Below are 15,814 nucleotides of genomic sequence, written 5' to 3' on the forward strand. Positions count from 1 at the left end.
GAGTGACAGTCTTAAAAGAAAAACACAACAAGAATACTAAATTATTGATTCAAGACTCAATAACAAAGGAATTACTTACTCGCTCGTTACAATACTTAAAAGCTGGGTACCCTATTCATTTTATTGGCCCATCTGGAGCAGGGAAAACCTCTCTGGCACTCGCTTTAGCTAAAAAAAGAAAGAAACCCGTCATGCTCATACACGGTAACCATGAATTAAACAACAAAGATTTAATTGGCGACTTTACTGGATACAAAAGTAAAAAGGTTGTCGATAACTATATTCGTTCCGTTTATAAGAAAGATGAAAGTGTGATAGAGACGTGGAGGGACGGGCGTTTGCTAGAAGCAGTAAAAAATGGATACACGCTCGTTTACGATGAGTTCACGAGATCACAACCAGCGACGAACAACATCTTTTTGTCTATTTTAGAAGAAGGCATCCTCCCTCTTTACGGTTCAAAACTAACCGAACCTTTTGTCCGTGTTCATCCTGATTTTGCGGTTATATTTACGAGCAATCCTGATGAATATGCAGGTGTTTATTCAACACAAGATGCATTGCTAGATCGATTGATTACGATCTTTGTTGATTATAAAGACATTGAACGAGAGACAACGATTGTTTCAGAAAAAGTCGACATCGAAAAGAGTGAAGCGAAAGTCATTACGACTTTAGTAGCTGATTTACGCCAAGAATGCAAAAAGGATACTGGTCCAAGTTTACGAGCTTCATTGATGATTGCGAAACTAGCTTCAGAAGAAGAGATACCAATTGATGGAAAAGATCAAGACTTTCAACGTTTATGTCTTGATATATTAGCACATCAAGTAAGTCGATGTATGGAATCAAACAAGCAAATAAAAACAGCTGAAGAGTTGGTAATAAAAGCTTGCGAGAATACGAAGGTTAATGAGGAATAAAGGAGAGTCACACAATGAGCCAAGATGAGAGCACGGGGATTTATATATTTTGTGGAATTCAAACAGAAGCGAATGATGAGTTTGGGGTTATTGAAATAGAAGGGGAGAACAGGGATCTCTTTGCTATCCATTATAAAGATGCAGCAATCGTTGCCGCTGAAGTTCCAATGAAAATCTACCACCCAAACAAAGACAATTTACTGATGCACCAACATGCAGTTTCGCTTGTGGTGAAGAAAAATGAAACAGTTATTCCTGTTAGTTTTGGTAATGTTTTTCAGTCAAAAGAAGATGTGGGTGTGCTACTTGAAAATCTATATCCGCAATTTGAAAAGCTGTTTCCAGCAATAAAAGGAAAAATTGAAGTGGGCTTAAAAGTGATTGGAAAAAGTGAATGGATTAAATCACAAGTTAGTGAGAACTCACAGATTGAAAAAATGGCAGAAGCCGTTCGTGGAAAAACGGAAGCAGCTAGCTATTATGAACGAATTCGATTAGGGGGAGCTGCACAAAAATTATTGGCTGGTTTGCAAAATGAGGTGAAACAGGAAGTGTTTGATCCATTACATGAGTCAGCTGAAGCTGCTAAATCAAATGATCCAATAGGAGAAAAAATGTTGTTAAATGCTTCTTTCTTAATTGACCGAGACAAAGAAGAGGAGTTTGATCAAAAAGTAAATGAGGCCCATGACGAATGGAAGGATAAGGTCGAATTTAACTATACCGGTCCTTGGCCAGCCTATAACTTCGTCAATATTAGGTTGAAGGTTGAGAACAGCTAATGTTTCATAAAGTAGTAACTGCCCCCATCAACTTAATTATGAAAATCGGGGAAAAGGTGAAAGAAGAAGCAGATAAGGAATTATATGACCTTTCAACTATTCAACAAAAACTGATTCAGCTGCAAATGCTGTATGAGCTTGGGGATATTCCAGAGGAAGCTTATAAAGAGAAAGAACAAGAATTGCTGATGCGATATGAAGTAGCGAAACGTCTTGAATTAAAACAATGGGAGCAAATGGCAAAGAAGAAATGAGGAGAAGAAAATGGGTGATTTAATCTATTTATATGGTTTAATTCCAACAAATGAAGCGAACAATCATTCGTTACCAACGTATAAAGGCTTCGACGGGACAGCTAGAATTTACACTATACCTATAGAAACAAGCACAGCGATTGTTTGTAAACTGGACTCTGAAAATTACTCAGAAGAACAGATCAAAGATCGAGTAAATAATGACATGGAATGGCTTCAAGAAAAGGCATTTCACCACCATGAAACAGTTATGAAGCTAGCGAGGATTTTCACGATTGTCCCCTTGAAATTTTGTACGTTATATAAAAATCAAGACAGTTTAGCAAAAGCGGTACACGCTAAAGAATCCAAAATAGAAAGTGCCTTTTCGTTATTAGCTGGAAATGAAGAATGGAATGTGAAGATTTATTGTGATGATCAATTAGTAAAAAAACAAATCAAAAAGAGCAATCCAGTAATCGAAGCAAAGAAAGCAGAAATCAGTCAATTACCTAAGGGGAGACAATTTTTCGAAAAGAAAAAGCTAGATAAACTAATTCAATCTGAACTTGAAAAAGAAACAAATCGTGTTACTGAAAAAATACATCTTCATCTGAAAGGATTTGTTCTTCAAGGAAATGTAAAAAGGAATTGGAGTAAAAACGTGACAGAAAAAAAAGAAAATATGATCTGGAATGGTGTATACCTTATTTCTGAAACGGTTGTAGAGTCTTTTTTGGAGCAAATCCAACATTTTGAGAAACAAATGCAAGAAACGGGATGGAAGTTTGAGGTATCTGGACCTTGGCCAGCCTACCATTTTTCTAGCTTTTCATAAGTGAGGAAGAAAATATATGTCTCTTAGAGAATCGATTGAAAACAAGGAGATCGCGTTAATTGATATTTTAGATGTCATCTTTGATAAAGGGGTCGCAATCAAGGCTGATTTGGTAATTTCAATTGCTGGAATTGATCTTGTGTATTTAGATTTGCGAGTATTAATTGCTTCAGTAGAATCTCTTGTGCAGGCTCAACAAGGAAATGCACAAGCAATATCTTCAGAGGATTTCGATCAACAAAGGGAGGAGTTAATGGATGCAACCGGCCAACCCAACAAAAGGGAGAATTAATTTAGATCCAGAAAAAGCAGAGCATGGACTAGCTCAGCTGGTGTTAACTGTCATTGAACTACTGAGGCAAATTGTTGAAAGACATGCGATCAGGCGTGTAGAAGGTGGGACCTTGACAGAAGAGGAAATTGAGCGTTTAGGCGAGGCCTTAATGAACTTAGAAGAAAAAATGGATGAATTAAAAGAAGTTTTCGGCCTTGAAGCAGAAGACTTGAATATAGATCTTGGTCCTTTAGGGAGCTTGCTTTAATTGAAATGCCAAGGAGGATCTCATTATGTCAGTCGAACATTCGATGCAATCAAGTACGATTGTAGATGTGTTAGAGAAAATATTAGATAAAGGTGTGGTTATCGCTGGGGATATCACGGTAGGAATTGCGGATGTTGAACTGTTAACGATTAAAATCCGTCTCATTGTTGCTTCTGTTGATAAAGCAAAAGAAATTGGTATGGATTGGTGGGAAACAGATCCATACTTAAGTTCAAAAGCTATAGCAAACCATACGAGTACTCTTGAAGAAGAGAATAAGAAGTTGTTAGCAAGACTTGAATCTCTTGAAAAGAAGTGAAATACAACCATTGAAATTTTACTAATAATAGGAGGTTTTTACAATGTCAGAAACAAAAAATGTAGAAAATCAAACAGAGGAAAAAGCATTGCAAGATGAAAAAAGTTCAAATAGCAGTCCGTTAAAACGTTCCATAACAGGAGGTTTGATTGGGGCTGCCGTTGGATATATAGCAACACCTGAGAATGGCAAGAAGCTTATGGAGAGAATCGATCGTGATAAATTAAAAAGCAAAGGATTAGACTTAGGTCAAGCGGCGAAAGAAAAGTCTAAGAAAGCTGCAGGTTCCATTAAAACTTCTACGATAGATTTATTTCATAAAGACGACGATAATTCCAGTGAAGAATACTCAAATGAACAAGAAGACAATTCTGAAACAAGCCTTCAATCAAGCACCGAGACAGATTCAACGAATAAAGAACAAGAATCCTTAATGGAAGAAAATGATAATCTAAACAATCGTATAGATCGATTAGAAGAGATGCTGACCAAATTAACTCAAAATAGTAAGGAGGAGGAAGAAGACGAATCAAAAGAAGAGGAAACAGAAAAAGAAGAATCAGAAGATGATAAAGAAGATAGTGAAGAAGAAGATCAAGACAAGGTTAAGAAAAATAGTACTGGAAAAAAGCGCACTCCGGGTAGAAAGAGATCAAATTCTACAAAGTCGACTAAGGACGAAGAGGAAAGTGAAGACACAACCCTCTCAAGTGATGATGACACATCTTCTTAATTAGTAAGAAAGGAGAAGGGAAATGAGTAATGAGCCAGATAAAATGAAAGACAGCATCCTTGAATTTTTTGTACAAGCAGCAAATAAGCATGATTTTTCTTTAGATATTACGTTAAATGTAAAAGGTGCGGTTATTACTGGGACAATGGTGTCTGCTAAGGAATACTTTGATACATTAAGTGAAACATTTGAAGAAGGTAGTGAAGTTTCCCAGAAGGTAAGTGAACAGCTAACACGGGCCAAAGACACATTAGAAACGCATGATAAAGTTGAGGCACATTTTATTCATTTGAAAAATACAAAGGTGTACTGTGGTGACAGTAAACCAACACCCTCAAGAGGGAAAATCCTTTGGAGAGGAAAGTTATGTGAAATAGACGGTTTCTTTTTAGGGAGAATATCGGATCGTGCGACTACAAAGACATAGATTTATAGTTTACTATAAAAATAAGCAACGCGGCTTCGTGCTAGTTGCTTATTTTTTAGCAGACATTTCCTCAAATTTGTGACTTTAAATAATGATATTTCTGTACCATTCAGTTTTTAGTTACAAAATATTCCAGTTTTCGTCTACCTTTCTTCTTTAATTTGATGCATATCTTTCATAACTAAAGGTGAATATTTGTTATAAATTCAACAAAGAATGAAAATGGGATAATCTTTTTTTTACTGACTACAAGTTCGAGCTTGAAGATTCACCTACAATCTGCTAAAATGAAGGAAATCAAAAGGCTATGTGTAACTGGCGAACGCGGATAACCGCGAGGGAGCACATAGCGTCGTAGCCGTTCGCCTGGGCAGAGGTAAGGGATCATTGTCCCTTGCCTCTTTCTGCTTAATTGGAGGGGATAAGCCATCTCAATGGTAAATACAGACATTCATGAAATTTGACTGATGTAAAGTTCCCTTACAAAAAATTAGAATTGTAAAAAATCAAACAAGAAAGAGGAGAAAACAATATGAACACAACAACTTTAGAAAAAGTAAAAACAATAAAAACGTTAAATAATATATCTGAAAGCGGGTTACGTGTATTTAGAGATGACTACACTCTCGACAATGACAGTGATAATCCTGATGCGATCCTTGTTCGTAGTTTTAACATGCATTCAATTGAATTTGGCAAAGACTTAAAAGCAATCGCACGTGCTGGAGCGGGTGTAAATAATATCCCGGTCGATAAGTGTACTGAGCAAGGAATTGTTGTTTTTAATACTCCTGGTGCGAATGCTAATGCTGTAAAAGAACTTGTCCTAACGACATTAATGGCATCTTCTCGTAACCTTTTTGCTGGTGTGGAGTGGGCAAAGACATTACTAGGTGAAGGGGATCAAGTTCCTAAGCTTGTAGAAGCAGGGAAGAAACAATTTGTTGGAAAAGAAATTAAAGGAAAGACATTAGGTGTCATTGGGCTTGGGGCAATCGGTGCACTTGTTGCTAATGATGCGCTTGATTTAGACATGGATGTCATCGGTTTTGATCCGTTCATCTCTGTAAACACAGCTTGGAACTTATCACGTAATGTGCAACGTGCAATGTCAATTGAAGAGTTGTTTGCAAACTCTGACTTTATAACTGTGCATGTTCCATTAACGGATGATACGAAAGGGATGTTTAACAAAGAAACGTTTAGCATCATGAAGTCTGGTGTTCATATTTTGAATTTCTCTCGTGATGGGCTTGTGAATGAAGAAGACATTGCAGCAGCACTTGAAAGTGGAAAAGTAGGCAAGTATATTACAGACTTCCCGAATGAACATGTATTAAAAATGAAAAATACTGTTCCGATCCCGCATCTTGGAGCGTCTACACAAGAATCAGAGGAAAACTGTGCCATTATGGCAGCTCGTCAAGTGAAGGAATTTCTGGAAACTGGAAACATCAAGAATTCAGTGAACTTTCCTAATGCGTTGATTCCCTATACTGGAAAGAGACGAGTGACAGCATTCCATAAAAACGTTCCGAACATGGTTGGACAGATCACGTCTGCATTATCTAATTTTCATTTGAACATTGCAGATATGGTTAACAGAAGTAGAGGCGATTACGCGTATACAATGATTGATATTGAAGATAAAGTTAACGGTGATGTGATTCCGAGCCTTGAAGAAAAAATCAATCAAATTGAGGGAATGGTTACTACTCGTATTATTTAATCAATTATAAATGAAGCTAGGTGGAAGACAGGAATGGACGACTCCTTTCTTGACAGTAGCTATTGAAATAAAAGGTTCAAGGGAAAAGGTTCAGCGTGAATTGATGCGTTGAACTTTTTCTCTTCGGACCTTTTTTTGTCTTAAAAGGGGGTGAAGCGGTTATTTTCACTATAGTTCCAGTATAGTGATTTCTTCGTGATTTGTGTGACGTGATACACTTTATAGAAGGCTCATTATTCAACATTTATTCTACCAATTTAGCAACCTATAAGCTGTTGCATGATATAATTGAACCTGTTGACATGTAAGTAAATTGAATGAATTGTATTAAGAGCTTGATTAGGTGAAGGTATGGAAAGGACTTATTATGTTTAAAAAAAATGCTACGTTAAAAACCCTTTTTTTAGGACGGGTTCTTTTAGCGGTTTTGTTATTAGTTTTGCTATTTGGATCTATCCAACTATATGTTATTAATCAAAATATTAATAGTGAGGTAGAGAAGCAAACAACTATGGCTGCTCAAAATATAAAACGTGAAATAGAAAACAATAATTTAGCAGTAGAATCTTTAGAAAATCAAATTGATTTAAAATTAATTTCTTATGCAAAACATATAGCTGAAATAGTAAAGGGAAAAAGCATCGATGAAATTACAAATCAAGATTTGAAAATGATTCAGGAAGAGTTAGAAATAGCTGGAATTACCATGTTTGCTAGAAAAGGAGAAGACATTGTTGGTGTGCTATCAACAGATTCGAACGAGATTGGATTTAGTTCAAGAGAGTTTGGATTTTATGAAATTGCTGATACCCTTATAAAAGGGGAGAAACCGACTGTAGGAGGAGCGACTTTAGTTGATTACAATGTTCTTGTTCTTCCTATTGCTCAGTCCGGATCACATCAAAACGACACCGTTTTTTTCAAATATGGTTATTATCATCCCCCTGGTTCTTCGTATATTATCAATCCTTATATTGAAGTTGATGAAGTAGATAAATTTTTAAATGAAGTCGGGCCTAGCTCTTCTATTGCGCAGATGAAAACGGACAATCCTTTTTTAGATGAAGTAGCCATTTTAGATCCATTGGTTTTTGTTAACCCATCATTGGAGGACGAATTGTATCCTCGGCTAAAACAAATTGTACATGGAACGTTTGATAATAAAAGTGAAGAGGACATTAACGTTTTAGAAAACATGGTTACCAAACCTGAGAAGGCATCCTATATACAAGAGGTTAATGGAAAAAATTATATAAAATGTTTCTACCTCTTGAAAACGATCAGGTCATTTATATCGCTTTTGATTATGGGCAAATGAGTGAACCTGTAACTCGTCATTCTATTATTATTAGTCTAGCTGGATTTGTTTCATTATTTGTCCTATATCTAATAACGTCCCAACTATTTAAACGCGTTTATCATAATATAGATCGACTAGCTAGGAAAGTAGGAAGGATTTCGAAAGGAGAATATGGACTAACTGCTGTCTCGGATGAACAGTATGAATTTAGGAAGCTGGCAGAATCCATTAATCAAATGTCTCTTAGTTTGCGTCAATCATTTGAAGGACTGTCAAATGAAAAGTTATTTCGCGAGCAAATTCTTGCCTCTATTCCAATCGGTATTATTACGGTGCATAATGAAAATAGCGAAATAGAATTAAATGGGAAGGCAAAAGAGGTAACGAGCCTAGATCACGCGAGAATAAAAAGGATATACAATGAGAAAGGCCCTTTTCAATTCAATCCTGAATTTTGGAATTTGTTTTGTTCTGAGGAATGTTTTCATACAAGAAAAGTATCATTTAAGACTTCGGATAAAACATATGTATTTTTGGTTTCCCAATCGCCTTTGGTCGATGAGAAAGAAAAGGTTATTGGTAGAATATTTTCTTTCGTTGATGTGTCTGAAATCGATAAGTTAGAAAAAAGAATCCTGCGTACAGAAAAGTTAGCAGTAGCCGGTGAATTAGCATCTAGAGCTGCTCATGAGATTAAAAATCCTTTATCTGTCGTTCAGGGGTTTATACAAATGATGGATAGTGAGTTCTCAGAAAAAGATCGTCATAACTTCCATACGGGACTTATATTAAAAGAAATAGAACGAATTAATAAAATTGCTCAAGATATGCTGATGCTAGCTAAACCAAGTTTAAATATGAAAAAGGCTAGTTTACAAGATGTGATAGCAGAAATTATGCCGCTCATTCATGCTAATTACTCGTCAAAAGTCGCAATTCAAGCTAAATTAGATGATATATTATTATCGATTGATGTAGATCAAATGAAGCAAGTGTTTCTCAACCTCATTATAAACAGCATTCAGGCAATGGAGGAAAAAGGAGATATTTGGATTTCTTCTGAGGTTGATCACGATATTATACACATTTTCTTAGAAGATAATGGAGCTGGGATGCCTGATGAGATACAATCTAATCTATTTGAACCATTTGTAAGCACTAAAGGAACCGGAACAGGGCTTGGATTGACAATTATTCAAAGAATTATTGAAAGTCATGGTGGGACAATTAAGCTTGTCACTTCAAATACTGATGGAACATGTTTTAAAATAATATTGCCGTTGGCTGACGAGAGAAAATGTTAATCATCGATTTAAACAGCACAATCTCGATTGGAAAGGCTACTGAAAAAAGCTTCCTCGATGGACTTTTTCAGTGGCCTTTAAGCAATGAGTATATGCGTTGTATTGATTTAAAAGTCTGTTATGAGTGGTTTTCTCATATCATGAGCGAACGTACGGTGCCACCTACAACGGCTATTGATAATTAATTTTCCGATACTCTTTCGGTGTATAACCATACATTTTTTTAAATACTTTTGTAAAGTGCTTCGAATCTGTGTAACCTATTTTTTCACTGACTTCATAAACTTTTAACACAGGGTTTTTTAATAGATCACAAGCTCTTTTCATTCGGTGGTTTGTTAAATAACTTAAGAAGGATTCACCAGTTACGGTCTTAAACAATTGCCCAAGGTACTGTTCGCTTAAGTGAACACGTTCTGCTAAACTCTTCAACGTTAGGGGTTCCATATAATTTGAGTGAATATAGGAAATCGTATTTGTTATTAACCTTTCTTGATGAGTTTGAGATTCTACTGCCGTAGCAGAATTATTTTCAACTGGTACCTGCTTTTGGCTGTTCAATTCCACTTGTACTCTTTTGACCGTTTCGAACAGTTCATTGATATCAATCGGTTTAAGAATATATCCTTTAGCATTGTATCGTAATGCTTTTTGGGCATAAGAGAATTCCTCATATCCACTCATAATAATGACAACTGGCTTTAATTTGTGATCAAGAATATGTTTCGTTAATGCTAGACCATCCATATGGGGCATACGAATGTCGGTTAAAATAATATCTATCGATTCCTTTTCGAGCCAATAAAGAGCTTCCTGTCCATTTTCAGCAGTGCTTACAACGTCAATATTCAAATCTACCCATTCATCCATCGTTTTTAAACTGTCTGAAATCATCCAATCATCATCAACAATTAACATCTTATTCATTTCGTTTCCTCCCTTAAAGGCAGTGTAATTTTGACTGACGTTCCTTTGTTTATGACACTATCAATAGAAATTCCGAAGTCATTGCCGAAATGCGACTGGATTCTTGTTTGGACATTGTATAAGCCAACTTGGTTTCTATACTTTGTTAATTGGGCTGAACCATCCTTTAATTGAGCTTGAATGAATGCTAGTTTTGTTTGTTCAATGCCAACCCCATTATCTGTAATCACAAATGTGAGCGTCTCATGGTTTGCTGTTACATTTATCGTTATTTTCCCTTCCGAACGTAAGGGGTCGATACCATGAATAATTGCATTCTCGACAATGGGTTGGAGGATCCATTTAATGATAGACAGCTCTTTAAGGTTTTGTTCTACAAATATCTCGTAGGTAAGGGTGTCTCGCATTCTTTGTTTTTGGATCTCAAGGTAATATTCAATATACATAACTTCTTGTCTTAGCGGAACTTTTTCTTCAAACGTACTTATGCTAAGTCGCAATAACCGGCCTAACAACACGATTAAATGACTGATCTCATATTCTTTCTTTTTTCGTGCTAAGGAATTGATTGATTCAAGCGTGTTATAAATAAAGTGCGGATTAATTTGCAGCTGTAGTGCGGTAATTTCTGCTTCTTTTTTTAATTGTTCTTCTTTGGCAACTGATTCAATTAACGCTTTAATTTTTGTAAGCATGTGGTTAAACCCGTTGGCTAAGTCGCCGATTGCATCTTTAGAATTTGTAATAAAACTCTCTTCAAAGTTCCCTTGTTCCACTTCTTTCATTTTTCTTTGAAGTTTGTGAATAGGCTTTGAGATTTGGTGCGATACAAATAATGAAGCGAAAATACAGACAAAGATGCTAATAACAATTGTATACAGTGAAATGTTTTTTGTATCGACAACCGTTTTATATAAATGATCTACTTCGAAATACTCAACAATGTTCCAATTCGTAAGAGGAAATGGCTGCTTATAAATAAGAAAGTCTATCCCATCATCGTTCGTAATAATTGAATTTGAGTTATGCTCTTTCACAATGTTAAATGGTAGATTTAATTCGGAATGGGGAGGAAGGATATAATCTTTTTCTCCATAAATAACCGTTCCTGCAGTTAGTTCTGAATTTTCCTGATCCGTTAAAAGATTCGTCAGTAATTCCTCTTTAAAATCAATAATGATAAGACTATGACTTCTTAATTTATCATCCCAAGCTTTGTTAATAAATGAATAAACGGGTACATCTGGATCGTAGTTACTATATTCTCTAGTATGTAGTGCTGAAATTTGAGGTTGACTGATATCACCAATTGCTTGAAACCAATTCGTTTTATAAATATTTGCTGCTGTTACTTGTTGATTATAGGAATAGCCGTAATGATAAATAAAACCATGCTCATTGATCAGGGTGATTCCTTCAAAATTAGGGAAAATATTCTCAATACTAATCAGTAGTTTATCTAATTCAATATATAATTGCTGGTGTGTCCGGTGATTTGTATTTTCACTAAACGTCGAAAATAAATTATTATGAACAATCCCTTTGCTTAGCCTATTAAGATCGTTATAGAGATTTTCAAGTGCTGTTACTTTTTGATTTAATATCGAGTTTGCGTGAAAATTTATATTATCAGTCATATTATTGGAAGCCTTGTAATAAGTAATACCTCCTACTACACTTAACGGAACAATGGAGATTAATAGCAGGCACATTAACAACTTAAAAAATAAAGAGTGAAAAAATTTCATCGCGTCACCTCAGAACTAGTATTTGTAAACGCTTACAATTTAAAATGGATGTTTCTTAAAAAAAATTTCATAATCCCTCCTATCATTTATCCTCGGAAACTCTATATATGATTAAAACAAACAGTTATGGAAATTATTCCAATGTAATATTTAGGAAAGTAAGCCAACATATCAATTACTTTTATCAAGTTCTGGATAATTTACAAAAAATAATTGTTTTATTTATTATTAAGTTAATAATAACGCTTCAAAGTAAGCGAATCCCTTAAAAATAGAGTATAAGTAAAGAGGAATAAAGTCAACTGTGTTTCAGCTGTCTAAATATTACTTCGTGTTTTTGCCCACTTTTATAAAAGAAACACCCCCTTTTTTTTAAATACAGTTACAATTAATATTATTCATAACAAATATACAAACCTTTCAAAAAAAAGAAGATTTGTATATTTTAAATTTCAATAGGGGGTATTTGCTGATGGGAAAAAAATACGTGAAAGCAGCAGGAATGTTTCTATTATTAATTTTGTTAGCGCTTTCAACAGCTTGTCAATCACCAGCGGGAAGTCCGAATGTGGAAACTGAAAAAACGAGTGAACAAGGTACAGAAGAAACAGCAAAAAGCGAAGGACAAAGTGAGGAACAGTCGTTAAAGCTATTAATTCCCAACTATTACAATGAAGTAGAAAGAGAGCAATGGGCACAGGTTATTGATAGATTTTCAGAGTTACATCCAGAGCTTGATGTAACTGTTGAAACGGGAGATGTTCGAGTTGAATCTGGAAGTTTAACGGCTTTGCTACATTCAAAGGTAAACACTCCTGATGCGATCTTAATGAATGCTGGTCCAAGTCGAATTTCCGTTTTATCTGATGCGGAATTAATTAGACCGTTAGACGAAATGTATGACGAAAACCATTGGCAAGATGCAGTTCGACCTTTTGCTTATAATCTGATTGCAGGTAATGAGCAGATTTTCGAAGTACCTCATATGATTGATGCAATTGCTCATTTTTATAATAAAGACGTATTTGAAGATCATGGCGTAAAAGTACCTGAGACACCAGATGAATATATTGATATGCTCGAGAAACTAGCGGAAGTAGAAGGTGTTGACCCAATTACAGTAGGGGCAAGAAATGGCTATGCAATTGGTTGGTTATTTGGTGTGATGATTGAAGCAATGGCTGGTACCGATAAGCTTGAAGAAATTCTCTATGAAGATGGAAATTGGAACGATCCAGAAATTGTGAAAGTAGCAGAAGCTCTAGTTGATTGGGTAGATAAAGGCTTTATCCCGAAGGATGCTGTTACATTACAAGAAGCTGATTCTAAGTTTAAATTTTTGAATAAACAAGCTGCTATTTATACAGGGGGGACGTACTTAATTACGGACCTGTCACAAGAGAACTTACAAGATAGTGTTGGTTTCTTTATGATGCCTTCATTAGTAGGCGGAAAAACGGCAAGACCAACAGGAGGAATTGGACAGTCGTGGGTTGTACCAACTGATGCAAAAAACGTTGACTCTGTAGAAATGTGGCTTAATTTCATCCTGTCACCAGACTATGCTGAGGTTGTGTACAGTTACTCGGACTATAACTTTATTATTGCTTCCTCCGCTGCTGCTGAAGTAGAGCCGGTAGGTGACGTATTGAAATCTGCAGCAGAAGATGTCAAAGATGGCTCTGGTTACAATCCGAGTGTGTTTATTGGAGTGGAAACAGGGGAAAGTTACTTCCAAAATTTACAAGGGTTAGTTGGGGGGCTTATTTCTCCGCAAGAAGCGATGGATAATATAGAACAAGGAGCACAAAAAGATAAGGAAAAAGGGTTTCAATTAAAAAGGTAGCATAGTTCTTTCGAGTTAATGATAGTGGTAGATGCTTTTGGTTCCTAAGCGGTGATGGCTTCATCACCGCTATAATTTATCACTTTTTTGCTACTAATAGCCCTGGATTAATGATTTTGTTGGCTTTAGGAATCTTACTTTTGCCCACTTTATTAAAAGAAATGCCTCCTTTTTATAGGGGGATAGATCAAGTAAGCTTAAGACAACAAAAAAGTTATTCAGAATCTTCAGAAAAAATATTTAGGGATTTTAGGAGAGGGGGAGATGCTTCAATTGAAAACAATCGGAAGTCTATATACAACTCATATATTGCTCATTACGGGAGGGAGAATGAATGAATCTATCAATTGATCTAGCAACAAGGATGGAGAAAGAAAAAGTACGAACGAGAAAGAAGAATCAATTAAAGAAAAGAATCGTTGTTGCTTCATTTTTAGCACCGGCATTACTTTTATACTTTGTGTTTATGCTTTATCCGATGTTAGATGCATTTCGTTATAGCTTGTTTGACTGGAATGGTGCTTCAGCTAGTATGAACTTTGTCGGTTTAGAAAACTATGCTGCACTTATGAATGATTCACTGTTTTTGCGATCACTCGGCCACAACTTACTATGGGTCGTGCTAAGTTTAATGTTAATGGTCTTGCCAACACTCGTTTTAGCAGTCTTGATTAGTAAAGTGAAAAAAGGTAGAACATTTTTCAGAGCTGCGTTCTACTTACCAAGTGTTCTTTCTTTAGCGGTTGTTGGTGTACTATGGTCGAAAATTTATGATCCTACGATGGGGCCGATAAATACATTCCTTCGCGCAATTGGATTAGAGTTTCTAGCACGTAACTGGTTAGGTGAACCGCTGTTAGTTATACCGGCTTTAGTCATTGCGGGAACTTGGGCTTTTTACGGTTTATACATGATTTTATTTTTAGCGGGACTTCAAAGTATTGATACACAAATGTATGAAGCGGCAGACATTGATGGGGCAGGTCCCATTCGAAAGTTTTGGTATATTACCGTTCCGAGCTTGAGAAACACAATGAATGTTGTTGTAAGTATGGTCATCATTCATGCACTAAAAGGATTTGCTCTTATATGGATTATGACTCAAGGTGGACCTTTCTATATGAGTGAAGTCGTATCCACTTATGTTTACAAAAGTGCTTTTAGTATGAATCAAGTCAGCTACGCAGCGGCACAAAGTGTTGTTCTAGGAATTATTATTATTACCTTCACAATTGCCTTTAACTACTATCGGGAAAGGACTGAATAAGAATGACTACCTTAATAAGAAAAAAGTTATCTGGTCAAATGACTCTTTGGATATCGTTGTTTGTATTGTTACTGTTCGTGATAGCTCCAATCATTTATGCAGTATTGGCTAGTTTTAAAACAAATATGGAAATCTTTTCAGCTCCATTTGCCCTCCCTAAAAGCTGGAGTTTCGACAATATCATCAGCGCCTGGCATGTAGGAAATTTCCAACAGTATTTCTTTAACAGTGCATTTGTCACGATTGGAGGAATGGTTTTAGTAGCTCTTGTTGCTTGTCCAGCTGGCTATGCCTTTGCACAATTATCGTTTAGAGGAAACAATCTAATTTTTTACTTAGTGTTACTCGGAATGGCCCTTCCAGTACAAGCGATTATTATTCCGATTTTTTATCATTTGCGTTCTATGGGATTAGTCGATACTCTAACGGGCCTTACGCTTGTGTCAGCAGGTTTGGCACTGCCATTTTCTATCTTTTTAATGCGGAACACGTTTCGTGATGTGCCGAAAGAATTAAGAGAGTCGGCAATGATTGATGGAGCGAGTGAGTGGAAGACGTACTGGAAAATCATGCTGCCGCTCGCAAAACCGGGGTTAGTAGCGCTTTTAATTTTTATCTTTATGAATATTTGGAATGATTTCTTGCTGCCATTAGTTCTTTTGATGTCACAGCAAAAATACACCATTTCATTAGGCCTGTACTCGTTCCAAGGGGAAATGGCTACTAACTACGCTCTGATTTTTGGAGGAACCGTTATTAGTATGATTCCAAGTATTATTGTGTACTTGATTTTCCAACGTTCCTTTGTTGATGGAATGTCTAGTGGAGCAAATAAGTGATCTGATCAAAATAAAAAAATGTAAAAGTGGTGTCATCTACTTTTTCCCCACTTTTAC

Annotated in this window: 17 protein-coding genes and 1 riboswitch; of the genes, 15 read left to right on the forward strand and 2 right to left on the reverse strand. The window is 35.9% G+C overall.

Going from position 1 to position 15,814, the window contains the following annotated elements; translation table 11 throughout:
- Nucleotides 1-2 precede the first annotated feature (2 nt).
- From gvpN to SLH51_RS13600, 12 genes are all read left to right on the forward strand, one after another.
- On the forward strand, nt 3-923 hold the full coding sequence (gene gvpN, locus SLH51_RS13545; RefSeq protein ID WP_335961853.1) for a gas vesicle protein GvpN: 921 nt from the start codon (nt 3-5) through the stop codon (nt 921-923).
- A 14-nt stretch (nt 924-937) separates the two neighbouring features.
- On the forward strand, nt 938-1,705 hold the full coding sequence (locus SLH51_RS13550) for a GvpL/GvpF family gas vesicle protein (protein WP_335961854.1): 768 nt from the start codon (nt 938-940) through the stop codon (nt 1,703-1,705).
- The gene (locus SLH51_RS13555; protein WP_335961855.1) at nt 1,705-1,959 is read left to right on the forward strand and encodes a gas vesicle protein GvpG; all 255 of its coding nucleotides are present in this window, start codon (nt 1,705-1,707) and stop codon (nt 1,957-1,959) included. Before SLH51_RS13550 ends, SLH51_RS13555 begins: the two co-directional genes overlap by 1 nt.
- 10 nt (nt 1,960-1,969) lie before the next feature.
- On the forward strand, nt 1,970-2,776 hold the full coding sequence (locus SLH51_RS13560) for a GvpL/GvpF family gas vesicle protein (protein WP_335961856.1): 807 nt from the start codon (nt 1,970-1,972) through the stop codon (nt 2,774-2,776).
- Between the two features lie 16 nt (nt 2,777-2,792).
- Nucleotides 2,793-3,068: a gas vesicle protein gene (locus SLH51_RS13565; RefSeq protein WP_335961857.1), complete on the forward strand. Its 276-nt coding sequence runs from the start codon at nt 2,793-2,795 to the stop codon at nt 3,066-3,068.
- Nucleotides 3,034-3,318, forward strand: coding sequence for a gas vesicle protein K (locus tag SLH51_RS13570; protein WP_335961858.1), 285 nt, complete (start codon nt 3,034-3,036; stop codon nt 3,316-3,318). Before SLH51_RS13565 ends, SLH51_RS13570 begins: the two co-directional genes overlap by 35 nt.
- A 25-nt stretch (nt 3,319-3,343) precedes the next feature.
- A complete protein-coding gene (locus SLH51_RS13575; protein WP_335961859.1) occupies nt 3,344-3,637 on the forward strand; it encodes a gas vesicle protein in 294 nt (97 codons plus the stop codon).
- Between the two features lie 43 nt (nt 3,638-3,680).
- Nucleotides 3,681-4,370, forward strand: a complete 690-nt coding sequence (gene gvpT / locus SLH51_RS13580; protein ID WP_335961861.1) for a GvpT/GvpP family gas vesicle accessory protein — start codon at nt 3,681-3,683, stop codon at nt 4,368-4,370.
- Nucleotides 4,371-4,392: 22 nt separating this feature from the next.
- Nucleotides 4,393-4,797: a gas vesicle accessory protein GvpU gene (gene gvpU / locus SLH51_RS13585; RefSeq protein WP_335961862.1), complete on the forward strand. Its 405-nt coding sequence runs from the start codon at nt 4,393-4,395 to the stop codon at nt 4,795-4,797.
- A 301-nt stretch (nt 4,798-5,098) separates the two neighbouring features.
- Nucleotides 5,099-5,176, forward strand: a riboswitch (ZMP/ZTP riboswitch).
- Between the two features lie 153 nt (nt 5,177-5,329).
- Nucleotides 5,330-6,526, forward strand: a complete 1,197-nt coding sequence (locus tag SLH51_RS13590; protein ID WP_335961863.1) for a phosphoglycerate dehydrogenase — start codon at nt 5,330-5,332, stop codon at nt 6,524-6,526.
- Between the two features lie 343 nt (nt 6,527-6,869).
- The gene (locus SLH51_RS13595) at nt 6,870-7,844 is read left to right on the forward strand and encodes a hypothetical protein (protein WP_335961864.1); all 975 of its coding nucleotides are present in this window, start codon (nt 6,870-6,872) and stop codon (nt 7,842-7,844) included.
- Nucleotides 7,784-9,130, forward strand: a complete 1,347-nt coding sequence (locus SLH51_RS13600; RefSeq protein WP_335961865.1) for a sensor histidine kinase — start codon at nt 7,784-7,786, stop codon at nt 9,128-9,130. Before SLH51_RS13595 ends, SLH51_RS13600 begins: the two co-directional genes overlap by 61 nt.
- Nucleotides 9,131-9,301: 171 nt before the next feature.
- On the opposite strand, the gene SLH51_RS13605 is transcribed toward SLH51_RS13600, so the two are convergent.
- A complete protein-coding gene (locus SLH51_RS13605) occupies nt 9,302-10,057 on the reverse strand; it encodes a response regulator transcription factor (RefSeq protein WP_335961866.1) in 756 nt (251 codons plus the stop codon).
- Nucleotides 10,054-11,805: a cache domain-containing sensor histidine kinase gene (locus tag SLH51_RS13610; protein WP_335961867.1), complete on the reverse strand. Its 1,752-nt coding sequence runs from the start codon at nt 11,803-11,805 to the stop codon at nt 10,054-10,056. Before SLH51_RS13610 ends, SLH51_RS13605 begins: the two co-directional genes overlap by 4 nt.
- Nucleotides 11,806-12,277: 472 nt before the next feature.
- Here SLH51_RS13610 and SLH51_RS13615 point away from each other — a divergent pair, with 472 nt between their 5' ends.
- From SLH51_RS13615 to SLH51_RS13625, 3 genes are all read left to right on the forward strand, one after another.
- Nucleotides 12,278-13,651 carry an ABC transporter substrate-binding protein gene (locus tag SLH51_RS13615; RefSeq protein ID WP_335961868.1) on the forward strand — a complete coding sequence of 458 codons (1,374 nt, stop codon included), beginning with the start codon at nt 12,278-12,280 and terminating at the stop codon, nt 13,649-13,651.
- 334 nt (nt 13,652-13,985) lie between these two features.
- Nucleotides 13,986-14,918 carry a carbohydrate ABC transporter permease gene (locus SLH51_RS13620; RefSeq protein ID WP_335961869.1) on the forward strand — a complete coding sequence of 311 codons (933 nt, stop codon included), beginning with the start codon at nt 13,986-13,988 and terminating at the stop codon, nt 14,916-14,918.
- 2 nt (nt 14,919-14,920) lie between these two features.
- Nucleotides 14,921-15,757, forward strand: coding sequence for a carbohydrate ABC transporter permease (locus tag SLH51_RS13625; RefSeq protein ID WP_335961870.1), 837 nt, complete (start codon nt 14,921-14,923; stop codon nt 15,755-15,757).
- Nucleotides 15,758-15,814: the final 57 nt, after the last annotated feature.

This window comes from Halalkalibacter kiskunsagensis (assembly GCF_037027555.1).
GTDB classification, from domain to species: Bacteria; Bacillota; Bacilli; order Bacillales; family Bacillaceae_D; genus Halalkalibacter; species Halalkalibacter kiskunsagensis.